The following is a 14,786-nucleotide window of genomic DNA, read 5'->3' as shown; positions in this document are numbered from 1 at the left end:
CCCGCGTCCTCAGCGGGCGAGGCCCTCGATGACCTCGCTCTGCCCGATCCCCGCGAGCACCGCTCCGGGGACGACCAGCTTGGACCGCCGCACGCCGCTGCCGACGACCACGTGCGGGGTGTCGACGACGGCCCGGTCGACGAGCACCGGCCAGTCGGCAGGCAGGCCGAACGGCGTGATCCCGCCGTACTCCATGCCGGTCTCCGCGACGGCCTGCTCCTGCGGCGCGAACGACGCCTTCCGCGCGTCGAGACGGCGCCGGACGACGCCGTTGACGTCGGCACGGGTGGTGGCGAGCACGACGCAGGCGGCGAGCCGCACGTCACCGCCCCGCTTGGCCGCGACGATCACGCAGTTGGCCGACGTCTCGAGCGGCGCGCCGTACCGCTCGCAGAACGCGGCGGTGTCGGCCAGCTCCGGGTCGATCTCCGTGACCTGGAAGGCGTCCTGGCCCTTCCAGGAGCGAATCGCCTCGGTGACGGGTTCGGCGAGCAGGTCGGTACGGTCAAGGGCAGGCTCGAGCGACAGTTCCCACATGCGCGCCACTTTAGAGCTGCGCAGATGCCTGGCATCACCGGAGTACGGCCCCGGCGCCGAGGATGCCGAGCCCGATCGGGACGGCGATGGCGAGCCCGGCCACGCCGCTCCAGAGCCGCTGCGGCTCCCGTGATGGAAGCCGCCGCGATGCCGTCCACAGTGGGCGCGTTTCCAGGAGGAGGTAGAGCAGGATCCCGACCTGCCCGACCGTGAACAACCAGAACCACGCCCAGCGCCCGGCGTACCGATGGTCGTGCCGGGCGAGCATCGTCCCGAAGACGATCAGCCAGACCGTGAGCACGAACGCCGTCAACAGGATCGGCCAGTAATCCAGGATTCCCGTCTCCACGTCGAGGGGAACGGGCCATTCCCGGACGCGGCGTGGGGACTCTCTGACGAGCGTATCCAGCACATCCTCCGGGGACGTGCCGGGTGGCCACGCCGATGTCCGGCCTGCCCCGGCTCCCCGCCAGTCTGGGGGCAATGACGTCGCGTACCAGGTCAGCGGTCCGGTCGACCAGTGCACCGGGCCACCGTCCTCAAGGGCCGACTCGCCGCGTTCCGGCTCGAGGCGGTGCACCTGTCCGGCCCTGAGATCCTCGGCCAGCCGCGCCGGACCGACCTGCTGCGGGAACGTGCGCGCCAGTACAGGCAGTGCCGCGGCGATCAGGAGCACGAGCACCGCGCCGCGCACGGCCAAGCCGCCCAGCCTGCGGACCGGCCGTACGAGCGGTGGGGTCGTCGCAGCAGAAGTCACCGTCTCCGCCGTTTCTCGCCGGGCCACCGAGCACCCAGGGCCCGGCGTCGCCGCGTACTCGGCAACCAAATGATCTTGAGACCCACGCTACGTCAACATCAACGAGCCCGCAGAAGCTTGACCGCACACCGAGAGAACCAGTGCGGTGGGCTCGGCCCAGGCCGCCGTCAGCCGTACTGCTGACCGGTGCAGCCGACGCTGCCGCCGATCGTGGCCATGATGCCGAGGACGCCGACGATCTCGGCGTAGTCGTCGGTCGTGAACTCCACCGAGCGGGGACCGGCCCGCTTGATGCCCGGGATCATCGCGCACGACTCCGCCATCGCCGTGGACGCCCAGTCGATGCCCAGCGTGTACGGGGACGGGACGACGTACGGCCGCAACCGGCCCAGGTCGCCCAGGGACCGGGCGGCCGCCTCGCGGATCAGGGCCTGGGCGCGGGCGGGCGGCAGAAGCTGCGCGGAGTAGCGGTCGATGCCCTTCTTCACCGCGACCGTCTCGACGTCGCCGAGCAGCTCGCGGGCCTCCGCGCAGGCCGCCTCGTCGCCCGCCACGAGCGCGACCGGCACGCCCATCGACCCGGCCAGCGCGGCGATCAGCCGGATCTCGCCGGACACCTCCCCGTTGAGGTAGAGGTTCTGGATCTCATAGCCCATCCAGGTGTGGTTGAGCACGCCGTGCGGCACGCCGGCGCGGGCGTGGTAGCCGACGAACATCGCCGCGTCGTGGGCGGCGTCGAGGCCCTGCCCCATGCGCAGCGGGCGGTACGGGCCACGGATCAGCGAGCACCGCTCGTCGATGAGGTCGGTCCGGATGTTCTTCGTGCTGCTGTGCGCGTCGGTGACGATCACGTCGTCGGCGCCCGCGTCGAACGCCCCGGCCACCGCGGCGTTCGCGTCGGCGGTCATCAGCTCGCAGCCGCGTTCGTACCCGCGCCCGCCGGCCCGCATCTCATCCGGATCGGTGAGCCCGGACACGCCCTCCATGTCGACCGAGACGAACACCCGCACTGACGACTCCCTCCACGAGATGGCGTCTCGACCGTACATCGGAGGCTGCCGGACCGCCCGCCCGGCGACCGTCAGCCGCCCGCGACCAGGCGGCGCAGCGCCTCGGCGGCGCGAGCGTCGGCCCGGGCCTGGGTCATGAGCTCCTCGGTGAGGGTGCGCACCCAGACGTCGAGCGTCACCTGATCACGGGACAGGACCACGCCGCGCACCTCGTGGTGGATCTCGGCGACCGGCCGCCCGTCTCCGGCGGTCAGGAACAGCGTGCGCTCCCCCAGCCGGACGACGACCCGGCGGGCACGGCCGTCGCGGCCCCGCAGACGGTCGGCGAACCCGCGCTCGTGCTCCACCGTCACGCAGCCGGGCGGCAGCGCGTCGGCGAGCGTTCCGGTGAGCACGCGGGCGTACGTCGCGACGTCGGCGGTGTCGCGGCGCAGCGCGGCGGCGACCATGTCGAAATCCATGGCCATCAGTGAATCAGCGGTCCAGCCCGAGCACCATCTGGGGCTTGGCGATGACGTGATCCTCGCGCAGCGGCCGCACCGCGGTGCCGATGGCGAAGAACTCCATCGTGTGCCCGCCCCACTGGTGGTGGAACTGGTCGAGGTCCACGCCGACGATGCCCTCGGCGTGCAGAGCCTGCGCCTCGGCCTGCATGCGGGTCATGGCCAGCTCCCGCGCGTCGTACAGCGCCTGGGTGAACTCCGGGATCTCGACGTTCTGCCCGAGGCTGCCGAGCACCGAGGTGAGCCGCCGGTGCGCGACGTGGTACACGCACGTGCCCATGACCATGCCGAGCGGGGCGTAGCCCGCCTGGATGAGGGTCCAGAAGTCCTGGCCGTTCAGGTCGGAGGTGAACGGCTGGTTCTTGTTGTTCCGCCAGTCCTGGGAGGTGTCGTCGGCCTTCACGGCGGTGCCGATCGCGATGAACTCGGCGATGTCGCTGCCGAAGTCGCGGAACTCCACCTGCAGCCGCACGCCCACGATGCCGTCGGCGCCGAGCTGGTCGGCCTCGGCCTCCATACGGGTCATCGCCAGCTCCCGCGCGTGGTACATCGCGCCGGACAGCTGGTCGAGCTCCATGTTCTTGCTCCACCGGCCGACCTGGATGCCGACGTGGTAGATCGAACTGCCCAGGACCAGGCCGAGCGGCCGGAATCCGGCCTCGCGGACGAGCAGGAACTCGTTCACGGACAGGTCGCTGGTGAACAGCGCGCCGGGCGCGCCCGGGCGCAGCTCGGCGAGCCGGGTCATCGCGTCGGCGGGCACACCCTGGGCGACGGGATCGGTCATCTCTCTCAGAACCTCATGATCGTCAGTGGACGGGTGGGGCGGTGCGACGTACGGAACTCGGCGATCGCGGTGCCGATGATGGTGCTCTCGACGACGTGGTCGTGCTCGTGGTCGCCCAGCTTGCAGTCGCGCTCGTCGATGCGCAGCTCGATGTCGGAGACCACGATGCCGTCCGCGCCGGTACGCCGGGCGTCGGCGGACAGACGGCGGCGGGCCTTGCGCCGGGTGACCGACACGAGCTCCGTCCAGCCGCCCACCTCCTGGGCAGGGGCGAACCTCCCGGTCGACCAGTTGACCCGCCAGTCGTCGTGGCGGATGCCCACGCCGACCCCCAGGGCCAGGTCGACCGGGACCCATCCGGTCTCGATGAGCTTCACGAACTCCTGCCCGGTGACATGGGACAGAAAGGTCCGGCCCGGCCGGACGGCCCCCTTCGCGCGCACGGCGGTGCCGAACGCCTGGAACTCCAGGTGGTGCGCAGATCCCTGGAACGGCGCGATCGTGAGCCGGACGGCCACGACGCCGTCACCGCCCAGCGCCGCGCACTCGGCGGCCATCCGGTTCATGGCGGTGCGCCGCGCGTTGTAGATGGTGTCGACGTAGTCGCGGAATCCGGAGGTCAACGTGGCCGCGACACCGAATCCGAGAACGCCGCGCTGATACCCGCAGTTGATCGGGCGGCGGGACCACCAGCCGAGGTTGTGGACGGTGCTGCCCATCACCTGACCGACCGGCTCGAACCCGACGGACCGCAGGCCGGCGAACTCGTCGACGGTCAGCCCGGAGGTCCAGGTGCCGGCCTGCCGGGCCTGCCCGAGACGCGCCCGCGCCGCGGGTGGCAGTGGATCGTTCGACTCGCTCACGTGACGTGTGACGTCCCGCGGGGGCCGTCGGGTTCCCGGCGGTTCGGCGGCGGCCGGTTCAGCGACCGGAGAACTTCGCCTTGCCGGGGCCTTCCTCGACGAAGCTGCGCATGCCGTTCTTCTGGTCCTCGGTGGCGAACAGGCCGGCGAAGTGCAGCCGCTCGATCTCCAGCCCGGTGGCCAGGTCGGTCTCCAGGCCCGCGTCGATCGCCTGCTTGGCGGCGCGCAGGGCGACCGCCGGGCCCTGGGCGTACCGGGCGACCAGCTTGGTCGCGGCGACGTACACCTGGGCGTCCGAAACGACCCGGTCCACCAGGCCGATCGCCAGGGCCTCCCCGGCGGCGACGTGACGCCCGGTGAAGATCAGGTCCTTGGCGCGGGCCGGGCCGATCAGCCGGGGCAGCCGCTGGGTGCCGCCGGCGCCGGGGATGACGCCGAGCTGGATCTCCGGCTGGCCGACCTTGGCCGACTCGCCCACCACGCGGAAGTCGGCGCACAGCGCGAGCTCGAGGCCACCACCCAGGGCGTAACCGGTGATCGCGGCGACCACGGGCTTACCGATCCCCGCGACGGCGTTCAGGGCGTCCTGCAACGCCCGGGCGTGCCCGGTGGCCTGGGCGTACGGCAGGTCGGCCATCTCCTTGATGTCCGCGCCGGCCGCGAACACGCGCTCGCCGCCGTACAGGATGACGGCGCGAACCGCCGGGTCGGTGTCGACCGCCCGCGCCGCCTCGGCGAGCTCGGCCACCACCTGGGCGTTCAGGGCGTTCATCTTCGGCCGGTCCAGCCGGATCGTGGCGACGGCCCCCTCGGCCTCCACGCGTACGAACTCGCCCACGGAACCCTCCCGCTCATCGACTGCTGCCTGCGGCGGAGCCTAACGTGGACGGCGGGCCGCCCACCGTGGTGGGCGGCCCGTGGCCTCAGCAGCCCTTGAGCATGGCCGCGAGGGCGGCCTTCTCCTTGGTGTCGACGGTGAGGCGGTACTGGTACTTCACGTCCGTCCAGGCGCGGGCGTAGACGCACCACTCACGCTTGAGCGGCGGCTTCCACAGCGCGGGGTCCTTGTCGCCCTTCTCCTGGTTGACGTTGTCGGTCACCGCCCAGAGCTGGGCGTGGGTCAGGTCGTTCGCGAACGCCTGGCGCCGCGCCGTCGTCCACGCCTTGGCCCCGGACCGCCACGCCTCGGCGAGCGGCACCATGTGGTCGATGTCCACGTCGGAGGCCTTGTGCCAGGTGGCGCCGTCGTACGGGGAGTACCAGGTGCCGGACGTGGCCGCGCACTTGGCGTTGGTGTGGACGTTCTTGCCGTCCCGCTTCAGCACCACTTCCCGGGTGTTGCACTGGTGGCCCTGGTCGATCCAGTGCGGGAACTTCGCCCGGCTGTAGCCGGCCAGCGTCCCCTCCTTGGCGACCTTGAGCTTCGTGAGCTCCGTACGGGCCTTGGCCGCCGTCGGCGGCGTCGGCGGGGCCGCCGACGCCTCGACCGCGGTGCCCACCACGAGGGGAACCGCCAGGATCAGGGCCGCTGCGAATGTCGTTCGTCGTGCCACGTGTCTCCTCACCAAGATCGACTTCGGTGAAGATCAACAATCGCGGATCAAGAGCGATAAGTCAGCAGAAAAGTAGAAATTTGATGACAGAAACCTGCTGCAGCGATGACGCTCCGTACGCGAGGGAAGGGCGAGAGCTGTCGGGGCCGTTTGGTAACTTCGCCTGGTCCGCAGCGCAATCCGGGGGTCGATCATGCTCGTGGCGCACGCCGCCTGGCACGGCGGTGCGCTATGCCTGTGGGCGGAGGACTCGGCGCTCCCGGCCACCACACGGGTGCGCACGTCCCCCAAGCCGCACCCCTTCGCGACCTCCGACTTCGCCGGCACCTCCTACGCCGCCGTGACACGCGGCGCGCCGAGGATCGAGCCGACCCTGCTGCTCCCCGGTGCCGCCACCGGGCCGTTCCCGTCCCCCGAGCTGGCGCGAGAGCCGACCTCCCGGCGGCCGGCGCCGCACCCCTGGCGGGTTCCGGCGCTCGTCCTCGACCCGTTCGCCGCGATGACGCTGCTGCACCTGGCCGGCGACGCTGAGGACGTCGTACGCGGCGCCGACCTGAGGTTCTTCGCGCACGTCGCCGAGGAGGCGGTGCACCTCGCCTCCCGGGGCCGCGTCCTGCCCGCGCTCGTACGGGAGGACGGCGACCTGGCGGCCCGCTGGCGACCGGTCGTCACCGGGGACGACGCCGCGCGGTTCCGCGAGCTCGCCGCCGCGATGCCGCCGGCCTGCCGGGCCGCCGACGAGGACCGCTCCGCGTCGGACGTCCTCCTGAACGCGCTCTCCGGCCTGGTCGACGCGGCCGTACGCGGTGTCGTGCCGCACCCGCTCCTGCCCGAGCGCACCGGCCGGGTCCCCGACCGGCTGCCCCTGACCGAGCGCTGGGCGGCGGCGCTCACCGGACCCGACCCCACGGTGCCCCGCGAGCCGGGCGACGACCCGGACGCCCTCGCCGCCGAGCTGGACGCCTGGGCGGACGCGGCCCGCCGCTCGACCGGCCCGCTGCGCGTCTGCTTCCGCCTCGTCGAGCCCCCGGCCCCCGACGGGGAGACGGCCTCGCAGGGGCCGTGGACCGTCGAGTTCGCCGTGCAGGGCACCGACGACCCGAGCCTGTACGTTCCGGCCGCCGCCCTCTGGACCGGCGAGGTCACCTCCGTGCCGAACGCCGAGGAGACCCTCCTCACCGGCCTGGGCCGGGCGCTGCGGCTCTACCCCGACGTCGCCCAGGCCCTGCGGGTCGCGACGCCGACCAGCGTGACGACGGACGCCGAGGGCGCGTTCCGGTTCCTGCGGGAGTCCGCGCCGCTGCTGTCCGCCGCCGGATTCGGCGTTCAGCTGCCGCAGTGGGCGGGCCGGGCCCGGCTCGGCATGAAGCTCACCACCCGCAGTAAGACGGCGACCGAGCCCGGCGCCGCCACCTCGTCCGGCTTCGGCCTCGACAGCCTGGTCGACTTCCGGTGGGACCTGGCCATCGAGGGCGAGGACGTCACCGAGGAGGAGCTGGCCGAGCTCGCCCGGCTCAAGGCGCCGCTGGTGCGGCTGCGCGGCAAATGGGTGGAGCTCGACGAGCGGCAGCTCGCGTCCGCCCTCGACTTCCTCAAGCAGCGGCGCACCGGCGAGATGACCGCGTCTCAGGCCGTCCGCGCCGCGATCCACGCGGGCGACGACGCGCTGCCACTGCTCCAGCTCGACGCCGACGGCCCGCTCGGCGACCTGCTGTCCGGCGAGGCCGACCGGCGCCTCGAGCCGATGAGCACCCCCGACGACTTCGAGGGCACCCTCCGCCCGTACCAGGAGCGCGGCCTGGCCTGGCTGTCCTTCCTCGACGGCCTGGGCCTCGGCGCGATCCTCGCGGACGACATGGGTTTGGGCAAAACGGCCCAGACCCTTGCCTTGCTCACAAATCAGACAGGGTTCGGGCCGACCCTCCTGATCGGGCCGATGTCGCTGGTGGGCAACTGGCAGCGGGAGGCGGCGCGGTTCACGCCGAAGCTGCGGGTCTACGTCCACCACGGCGGTGGGCGGCACCGCGGCGAGGACCTCGCGAAGGCGGCGGCCGAGGCGGATCTGGTGCTGACGACGTACGGCACCGCCGCCCGCGACCACGAGGCGCTCGCCACGATCGCCTGGGACCGCGTGATCTGCGACGAGGCCCAGGCGCTGAAGAACAGCGGCACCCGGCAGGCGCGGGCGGTGCGGAGCATCCCGGCCCGGAGCCGGATCGCGCTCACCGGCACGCCGGTGGAGAACCACCTGACCGAGCTGTGGTCGATCATGGAGTTCAGCAACCCCGGCATGCTCGGCCCGCGCCAGGCGTTCCGCGAGCGGTTCGCCGTGCCCATCGAGGCGAACGGCGACGAGGAGGCCGCCGCCGCGCTGCACCGGGCCACCGGCCCGTTCATCCTGCGCCGCCTCAAGACCGACAAGTCGATCATCACGGACCTGCCCGAGAAGCAGGAGATCAAGGTCTGGTGCAACCTCACGCCGGAACAGGCGTCGCTGTACCAGGCCACCGTCGACGACATGCTCGAGCAGATCGCGAACAGCGAGGGCATGGAGCGGCGCGGCCTCGTGCTGGCGACCATGGCCAAGCTCAAGCAGGTCTGCAACCACCCCGCCCACCTGCTCAAGGACGGCTCCCGGCTGCCCGGCCGCTCCGGCAAGCTGGAGCTCCTCGAAGAGATCTGCGCCGAGGTCGTCGAGCAGGGCGAGAAGGCACTGGTCTTCACCCAGTACGCCGAGTTCGGCGCCATGCTGCGGCCGCACCTGGAGACCAAACTCGACCGCCCGGTGCTGTGGCTGCACGGCGGCGTCTCGAAGAAGCAGCGCGACGAGCTGATCCGCCGGTTCCAGGAGGATTCCGACCCGGCGATCTTCCTACTGTCGCTGAAGGCGGCCGGCACGGGCCTCACGCTGACCGCCGCCAACCACGTCGTCCACGTCGACCGCTGGTGGAACCCCGCGGTCGAGGACCAGGCGACCGACCGGGCGTTCCGCATCGGCCAGACCAAGAACGTCCAGGTCCGCAAGTTCATCTGCGTCGGCACGATCGAGGAGCGCGTCGACGAGATGATCGAGCGGAAGAAGGCCCTGGCCGAGCGCATCGTCGGCACCGGAGAGGGCTGGCTGACCGAGCTGTCCGTCGCCGACCTGCGCGAGATCATGCGACTCGACCCCGAGGCGGTGAGCGACTGATGCCGATCTACGGGAAGGCCCGCCCGGTCGAGGGCGGCCTCAAGGCGAAGTCCGGTGGCCGCGGCTCCATCGGCGAGCAGTGGTGGTCACGCCGCTTCATCGACATCCTGGAGTCCTTCGCCGACCGCGGCCGCCTGACGCGCGGCCGCACGTACGCCCGCAAGGGCCAGGTGATGGAGCTGCGGATCGGGGCGTACGAGGTGACCGCCCTCGTCCAGGGCTCCGACCCCGAGCCGTACGAGGTGACGATCGGCATCGACCCGATCAGGGACGAGGTCTGGGAGTCGATCGAGGCCGCTCTCGCCTCCCAGGCGGTGTTCCGCGCCCGCCTGCTGGCCGGGGACATGCCGCCGGAGATCGAGGACGTCTTCGCCATCTTCGGCGTCTCGCTGTTCCCGAGGTCGTCGGCGGACATGCACCTGATGTGCAGCTGCCCCGACTGGGGCGACCCCTGCAAGCACACCGCCGCGGTGCTCTACCTCCTCGCGGAGGCGTTCGACGACGACCCGTTCCTGATCCTCGCCTGGCACGGCCGCACGAAGGACGACCTGCTCGCCGGCCTGCGCCGCCTGGAGCCGGCCGAGGCCGACCCCCTCGAGATCGAGGAGACCCCGCTGGCCGAGCGCATGGACGACTTCTGGGCACCCGTCGCCGTCCACGACCGCGCGCCCGCTCCCCCGATCCCGCCCGGCCTGCTGCTCCGCCTCCTCGACCCGCCCAAGGTCAAGATCCGCCGCAAGGACCTCACCGACGTCCTCAAACCCGCCTACGACGCCCTCCCCGACCTCGACCAGCCGGAGTGACGGCGCGCGCCCCGTACGGCTTTCCACGCGGTCAGACCGTGAGGACGAGCTTGCCCTGGAGGTGACCGCCGTCGAGCAGCCGGTGCGCGTCGGCAACGCGCTCGAACGGGAACGTCTCCTGCACGTAGACCCGGAGCCTGCCCTGTTCGACGAGTTCGACGAGACCTCGCAGGGCGACCGGATCAGGGTCGACCGCGATACTGCTGAAGCGCATCCCGGCCGCCTCGTACTCGGCGGCGAGCTCCGAATCCTCCTCGGCGACCGCCGTCACCAGGTGACCGCCCGGGCGGAGCACTTCGAGCGACCGCTCGACGGTGTCGCCGCCGATCGTGTCGAGCACGACGTCGATGTCGCGGACCGCCTCGGTGAAGTCGACCGCCGTGTAGTCGATCACCTCGTCGGCGCCGAGCCCCTCGACGAACTTCCGCTTGCTCCCGCCGGCGGTCGCGATCACACACGCGCCGAGCGCTTTCGCGATCTGGATCGCGACGTGGGCCTGAACCGCCACGTCTGCGGCGCCTCCTCGACCACGCCGCTGATGTCCCAGCCGAGGATGAACGGCGGCCGGCCGATCAGCGGGAACTCGCCGGCGCGCAGGCGCGCCTCCAGCGGGTTCAGCCCGATCGCCTTGACGCGGACGAGAACCTCGGTCGGGAGGGGCTGGGGCTCGGGCGCGTCCACGATGGTGAGCACCTCGGGACCGCCGAGCGTCTGCTGGGTGATGACTCGCATGACTCTCCTGGCTTGGAAGGGAGGAGAGAACCCAGGCTAGATTTCCCGAGGTGCCGCCCCGCGTCGAGTACGAGCTCACCCCGCTCGGGGAGACGCTGATCGATCCGATCGACATGCTGACCGAGTGGGCGAGGGCGAACGGCGACGCAGTGCTCGATGCGCTCGACGCCGATCCCGAGCCGGTCGCCCATAGCGACTGAGGCCGCCGCTAGGGCACTGAGTATCCTCTCGGCCGCTACTCGACATCGGCCCGGCCGCGCTCGGTCCGCAGGCTCTCGAGGCATTGGACGATCTGCCACATCGGGGTGGTGGTCCATCGCCAGGGGCGACCGCCGCCGTCGCGGCCACGGTCGCCCGCGAGCAGATCGGGGAGCACGTCAGCGCGCGGCAATCGCACGAGTCGGCCGTGAAATCCGGCACGCGCGCGCATGTTCCCGAAGGAATCCGCTGGGCACGAGACGACTTCGCACGCCCGCTCATCATCCTCGGTCTTACGGACTGAAAATATGGTCAGTCAGCCCTGCTTGGAACCAGGCTCCATGGAACTACGGCCGCACACGCCGAGGCCGCAACTCTAATACGTGCCCAAGACATCGAAGATGAGACTGCCTCGTGAACTCGGGTCGTCTGGGGTCAGTCGACGGTGCCACCACCCAAGTGGGCGCTGCTTTCCGCCCGGGATGGACGGGTCCGGCAGCGTGCGTCGCAGAAACGCGGCGTCGAGGGGCGTGAGCAGGTGTCTCAGCTCGCCGCAGGGTCGAGGAGGCAGCAGATTCGCGACCGCCGCGAGAACATCTCGTGCATGCCTCACGTCGTCGAGTGCGTGCCTTCCTTCGGGCATAACGGGGTATTCCGGATACCACGATGAATGCGGTCCAGGCGAACGCAAGAACGCACGGTATCGCCGTAGCGCTGCCGCAGTGACCCCAGGAAAGAAGTAATTGGGCCCGTAACTGTTGTGGATCTGCCGCTCCGCGCGGTGTATCGCGATACAGGTGCGAAGGGAAAGCCCGCGGATTCGATGGGGTGGTGACGTACCCCAAACGGGGCGCAGCGGTTGTTCGGCCCGCAATGCGCTCGGCCGGTTACGCGGCATCGGCCTTTCGGTACGCGTGCATGAACGTCATTGTGCCATATCTCACCGAGTTCTGATCACAGCCCTTGGGTGCTACCCCCAGTGATCCCGGCGCCCCGGGGCGACGCTCAGGTGACGGCCGCCACCCTATTTACCGGCGAATAGGTCATAGCGGGCCACTACGGTGGCCCTGCGAGTTCCGGGGTGTCTACTGAGCCGAGAAAATTCTTGGCTCAGTAGACACCCCGGAGCGCGATGCCATCCGCCGAGTCCAGCTCATTCCAGACCGCGATGATGCCGACCCAACCGGTCCAGGAATCGCTGCGCCGGTTCCGAATATTTCCGGATCGGTATTTCCAGCTGCTGGATCTCGGCGACTTGCGAGACGCCTTGAAACCGCAGCCGCATCGACTGAAGGCTTTGCGTATCGAGGCGCTCCCGGGCAAGCAATCGGTCGACCTGCTGGCGGAAGTGGCGAAGCAATGGACCTGACCAGCGCAACCTGGCGGAAGTCGTTCCACCGTGGCACCGGTGAGACCTGCGTGGAGGTCACGCGCGTTCACGGGAACGAAGCCTCATGAACGTGACAGGGTTCGTGTGGCGGAAATCGTCCCGCAGCGGAAACGGCGGCGACACGTGCGTCGAGGTCTCCCGGATCGACGGCGACCAGGCGTAAGTCCCCTCACGACGATCACTGGGATCCCGCCGTCAGGCGCCTCGGGCAGCGGGATCCGCTCGCCGCTATGACGTCGCCTTCGAGCGGCAGAACTCCGTCTGTAGTACGTCGGTGAAGATGCCGATCGGGTCGTCCCACGGGCCGTTGGCCCAGTCGCCGTTGACGTTGACGACGACCATGTGCTCGCCGTCGCGGGTGCCGTAGGCGTACGACCATGAGCCGAAGATGGCGCCGCCCATGCCCCACACCGTGGCGCCGCACGGCAGCGTCACCGAGGAGATGCCCAGGCCGTACGCCGTGTCGGGAATCCAGTCCTTGGTCGGGACCACCGCGAACATCGCCTCTTGCTGAGCGGGCGGGAGGAGCCGACCGCCGAGGAGTGCGTTGAAGAACCGGTGAAGGTCCCCGGTCGTGGAGATCATGCCGCCGGCCGCCCAGAACATGGATGAGTCCAGTTCCGTTCCGTCGTGGATCTCGGCGTCGGGGGCGGGGTTCATCAGTTTCGTGTAGTGCCGTGGATGCGGGCCCTGGATCGTCGGGTCGGTGCCGCTCGGCAGGTACGTCCCGTCCAGGCCGAGCGGCCGGGTGATGCGCTCGGCGATCTGATCGGCCAGCGCCTGGCCGGTCACCCGTTCGACGATCATCCCGGCGAGGATGTAGTTGGTGTTGCTGTAAGCCCAGTCCGTGCCCGGTTCGAAGGCCGGTGGGTGGGCCATGGCGATGTCCACGAGGAGTTCCGGGGTGTGGTTCTCGTAGCGGTTCACCATTTCCGGGTCCTCGGTATAGCTGAAGATCCCGCTGGTGTGGTCGAGCAGCCGCCTAATGCTGGCCTTCCCGCCCTCGTGACCGTGGCCGTGGACCCTTCCGGGCAGCCATTCGTCCACGGTGTCGTCCAGGCTCAGCCTGCGCTCGGCCACGAGTTGCAGGACCACCGTGGCCACGAATGTCTTGGTCGTGCTCCCGATGCGGAACCGGTCCTGCGGCGTGCGTTCGCGTCCGGTGTCGGTATCGGCCGCTCCCGCCGAGCCGAACCACCGCCCGCGGCCGTCACGAACCTCGGCGACGATGCCGGGAACACCGCCTTCGCTGACCGCCTGGTCGAGTAGCCGCTTGAGTGGCTGATTCATGTCGTCTCCCCACAAGATTCAGAGAGCAGGAAAGCTACGCCGCACTTTTATATAGCGTCAACACAACTTCCATGCCCAACTAGCTACTGACCAGGCCATTCTTGGCAGCAGAATTGCAATGACCTGCGCATTATTGCAACGCCCTAAACACTTAGACGTTGCAATGAGCTGATCGCGAATGCATACTGCACGGATGCCGGGAAGCAGGCTGGACGATGAGGACCGTCGGCGTATCGCGGCGTGGCTGACGGAAGGGCTCGGGTACGCCGAGATCGCCCGGCGGCTCGGTAGACCGACCTCGACGATCAGCCGGGAGGTAGCCCGCAACGGCGGGCCCGGCGGCTACCGGGCGGGCCACGCTCAGCAGGCGACCGCGCGGCGGGCCCGCCGGCGCCGGCCGGGCGCGCCGCCGCGGGCCTCGGCCGACGCCTACGGGCGTGACGCTGCGGCGATACTCGCTTTCGCGGAGGACTTCGCGGCACTGATGGTGCAGATCGGGCTTCCCCCAATGGCGGGGCGGGTGCTCGCGCACCTCATCACGACCGACTCCGGCGCCCTGACCTCCGCCGACCTTGTCCGGCAGCTGCAGGTCAGCCCGGCGTCGATATCGAAGGCGATCGGCTACCTGGAAGGTCTGGACGTGGTCCGGCGCGAACGCGACCCCAGTCGACGCCGCGAGCGGTACCTCATCGGAGACGACGTCTGGCTCCGGACGTGGAGGGCGAGCGCCCGCAAGAACACCATGTGGGCCGACACCGCTCGGCGGGGAATCCGGATCTTCGGCCTCGGCACACCGGCCGGAGCCCGGCTGAACGAGATGGCCCGCTTCTTCGCACGGCTCAGCGCGAACATGGCCGGCGGCCCCGACCAAGCCGCCGTCGACGACCTGCTGACCGTGCTCGCCGCACTCGTCCATGCGGGCGAGCCGCTGACCGTGGGGCAACTCGCCACCGCGTTGGCATGGCGTCCTGACCGCGTCGCCGAATCCCTGCGCAATGCCGAGAGATATCCGGACATCGGCGGCCCAGTAATGGTGCGGACCCTCGCGTCCGGCGCCTACTCCGTCACCGCCCGACGCCACCGGCTCACCCCGGCACAACGGAAGGCACTCGACGGATACCGGCAACGGCAGTCTCCGTAGCCCGGTAACGAATGTCCCGGCGTCTCGGCGAG

18 protein-coding genes are annotated in these 14,786 nt (G+C 70.4%); 6 read left to right on the top strand and 12 right to left on the bottom strand.

The window, feature by feature from the left end; translation table 11 throughout:
- Nucleotides 1-9: 9 nt before the first annotated feature.
- The 8 genes from ACQP2O_RS10765 to ACQP2O_RS10730 all read right to left on the bottom strand — a co-directional run bounded on the left by ACQP2O_RS10765 (nt 10) and on the right by ACQP2O_RS10730 (nt 6,010).
- Nucleotides 10-537 carry a YbaK/EbsC family protein gene (locus ACQP2O_RS10765; protein WP_433182292.1) on the bottom strand — a complete coding sequence of 176 codons (528 nt, stop codon included), beginning with the start codon at nt 535-537 and terminating at the stop codon, nt 10-12.
- A 34-nt stretch (nt 538-571) separates the two neighbouring features.
- Nucleotides 572-1,294 (bottom strand): hypothetical protein, encoded by a 723-nt coding sequence (locus tag ACQP2O_RS10760; protein WP_433182291.1) that lies wholly within the window; start codon nt 1,292-1,294, stop codon nt 572-574.
- Nucleotides 1,295-1,461: 167 nt separating this feature from the next.
- On the bottom strand, nt 1,462-2,304 hold the full coding sequence (locus ACQP2O_RS10755; RefSeq protein WP_433182290.1) for a M55 family metallopeptidase: 843 nt from the start codon (nt 2,302-2,304) through the stop codon (nt 1,462-1,464).
- 71 nt (nt 2,305-2,375) lie between these two features.
- Nucleotides 2,376-2,765 carry a hypothetical protein gene (locus tag ACQP2O_RS10750; RefSeq protein ID WP_433182288.1) on the bottom strand — a complete coding sequence of 130 codons (390 nt, stop codon included), beginning with the start codon at nt 2,763-2,765 and terminating at the stop codon, nt 2,376-2,378.
- Between the two features lie 13 nt (nt 2,766-2,778).
- A complete protein-coding gene (locus tag ACQP2O_RS10745; RefSeq protein ID WP_433182287.1) occupies nt 2,779-3,594 on the bottom strand; it encodes a heavy metal-binding domain-containing protein in 816 nt (271 codons plus the stop codon).
- A gap of 5 nt (nt 3,595-3,599) precedes the next feature.
- Nucleotides 3,600-4,457, bottom strand: coding sequence for a heavy metal-binding domain-containing protein (locus tag ACQP2O_RS10740; protein ID WP_433182285.1), 858 nt, complete (start codon nt 4,455-4,457; stop codon nt 3,600-3,602).
- A 58-nt stretch (nt 4,458-4,515) separates the two neighbouring features.
- On the bottom strand, nt 4,516-5,295 hold the full coding sequence (locus tag ACQP2O_RS10735; protein WP_433182284.1) for an enoyl-CoA hydratase/isomerase family protein: 780 nt from the start codon (nt 5,293-5,295) through the stop codon (nt 4,516-4,518).
- 85 nt (nt 5,296-5,380) lie between these two features.
- A complete protein-coding gene (locus ACQP2O_RS10730) occupies nt 5,381-6,010 on the bottom strand; it encodes an HNH endonuclease family protein (protein ID WP_433182282.1) in 630 nt (209 codons plus the stop codon).
- A 193-nt stretch (nt 6,011-6,203) separates the two neighbouring features.
- Here ACQP2O_RS10730 and ACQP2O_RS10725 point away from each other — a divergent pair, with 193 nt between their 5' ends.
- A complete protein-coding gene (locus ACQP2O_RS10725; protein WP_433182280.1) occupies nt 6,204-9,200 on the top strand; it encodes an SNF2-related protein in 2,997 nt (998 codons plus the stop codon).
- The gene (locus ACQP2O_RS10720; RefSeq protein WP_433182279.1) at nt 9,200-10,003 is read left to right on the top strand and encodes an SWIM zinc finger family protein; all 804 of its coding nucleotides are present in this window, start codon (nt 9,200-9,202) and stop codon (nt 10,001-10,003) included. The genes ACQP2O_RS10725 and ACQP2O_RS10720 overlap by 1 nt, the downstream gene beginning before the upstream one ends.
- A 31-nt stretch (nt 10,004-10,034) precedes the next feature.
- Here ACQP2O_RS10720 and ACQP2O_RS10715 read toward each other — a convergent pair whose 3' ends face one another.
- A complete protein-coding gene (locus ACQP2O_RS10715) occupies nt 10,035-10,511 on the bottom strand; it encodes a zinc-binding dehydrogenase (protein WP_433182277.1) in 477 nt (158 codons plus the stop codon).
- A complete protein-coding gene (locus ACQP2O_RS10710) occupies nt 10,454-10,735 on the bottom strand; it encodes an alcohol dehydrogenase catalytic domain-containing protein (RefSeq protein WP_433182275.1) in 282 nt (93 codons plus the stop codon). The genes ACQP2O_RS10715 and ACQP2O_RS10710 overlap by 58 nt, the downstream gene beginning before the upstream one ends.
- A 50-nt stretch (nt 10,736-10,785) precedes the next feature.
- Between ACQP2O_RS10710 and ACQP2O_RS10705 the strand changes: the two genes are divergently transcribed.
- Nucleotides 10,786-10,935, top strand: coding sequence for a winged helix-turn-helix transcriptional regulator (locus tag ACQP2O_RS10705; RefSeq protein ID WP_433182273.1), 150 nt, complete (start codon nt 10,786-10,788; stop codon nt 10,933-10,935).
- Between the two features lie 35 nt (nt 10,936-10,970).
- On the opposite strand, the gene ACQP2O_RS10700 is transcribed toward ACQP2O_RS10705, so the two are convergent.
- Entirely contained in the window at nt 10,971-11,132 is a 162-nt protein-coding gene (locus tag ACQP2O_RS10700) for a hypothetical protein (RefSeq protein WP_433182271.1), read from the bottom strand.
- A 933-nt stretch (nt 11,133-12,065) separates the two neighbouring features.
- Between ACQP2O_RS10700 and ACQP2O_RS10695 the strand changes: the two genes are divergently transcribed.
- Both ACQP2O_RS10695 and ACQP2O_RS10690 read left to right on the top strand, forming a co-directional pair.
- The gene (locus tag ACQP2O_RS10695; RefSeq protein WP_433182269.1) at nt 12,066-12,302 is read left to right on the top strand and encodes a hypothetical protein; all 237 of its coding nucleotides are present in this window, start codon (nt 12,066-12,068) and stop codon (nt 12,300-12,302) included.
- An 85-nt stretch (nt 12,303-12,387) separates the two neighbouring features.
- Entirely contained in the window at nt 12,388-12,486 is a 99-nt protein-coding gene (locus ACQP2O_RS10690) for a DUF397 domain-containing protein (RefSeq protein WP_433182268.1), read from the top strand.
- Between the two features lie 65 nt (nt 12,487-12,551).
- Here the strand turns inward: ACQP2O_RS10690 and ACQP2O_RS10685 are convergent, their stop codons facing one another.
- Nucleotides 12,552-13,613: a serine hydrolase domain-containing protein gene (locus tag ACQP2O_RS10685; RefSeq protein ID WP_433182266.1), complete on the bottom strand. Its 1,062-nt coding sequence runs from the start codon at nt 13,611-13,613 to the stop codon at nt 12,552-12,554.
- Between the two features lie 193 nt (nt 13,614-13,806).
- Here ACQP2O_RS10685 and ACQP2O_RS10680 point away from each other — a divergent pair, with 193 nt between their 5' ends.
- The gene (locus ACQP2O_RS10680; RefSeq protein WP_433182265.1) at nt 13,807-14,754 is read left to right on the top strand and encodes a helix-turn-helix domain-containing protein; all 948 of its coding nucleotides are present in this window, start codon (nt 13,807-13,809) and stop codon (nt 14,752-14,754) included.
- The last annotated feature ends 32 nt before the right edge of the window (nt 14,755-14,786 follow it).

The organism is Actinoallomurus sp. CA-150999 (assembly GCF_050942425.1).
GTDB lineage: Bacteria > Actinomycetota > Actinomycetes > Streptosporangiales > Streptosporangiaceae > Actinoallomurus.
The sequence above is the reverse complement of the archived record's forward strand: the minus strand, read 5'-3'. Positions and strand labels throughout refer to the sequence as shown.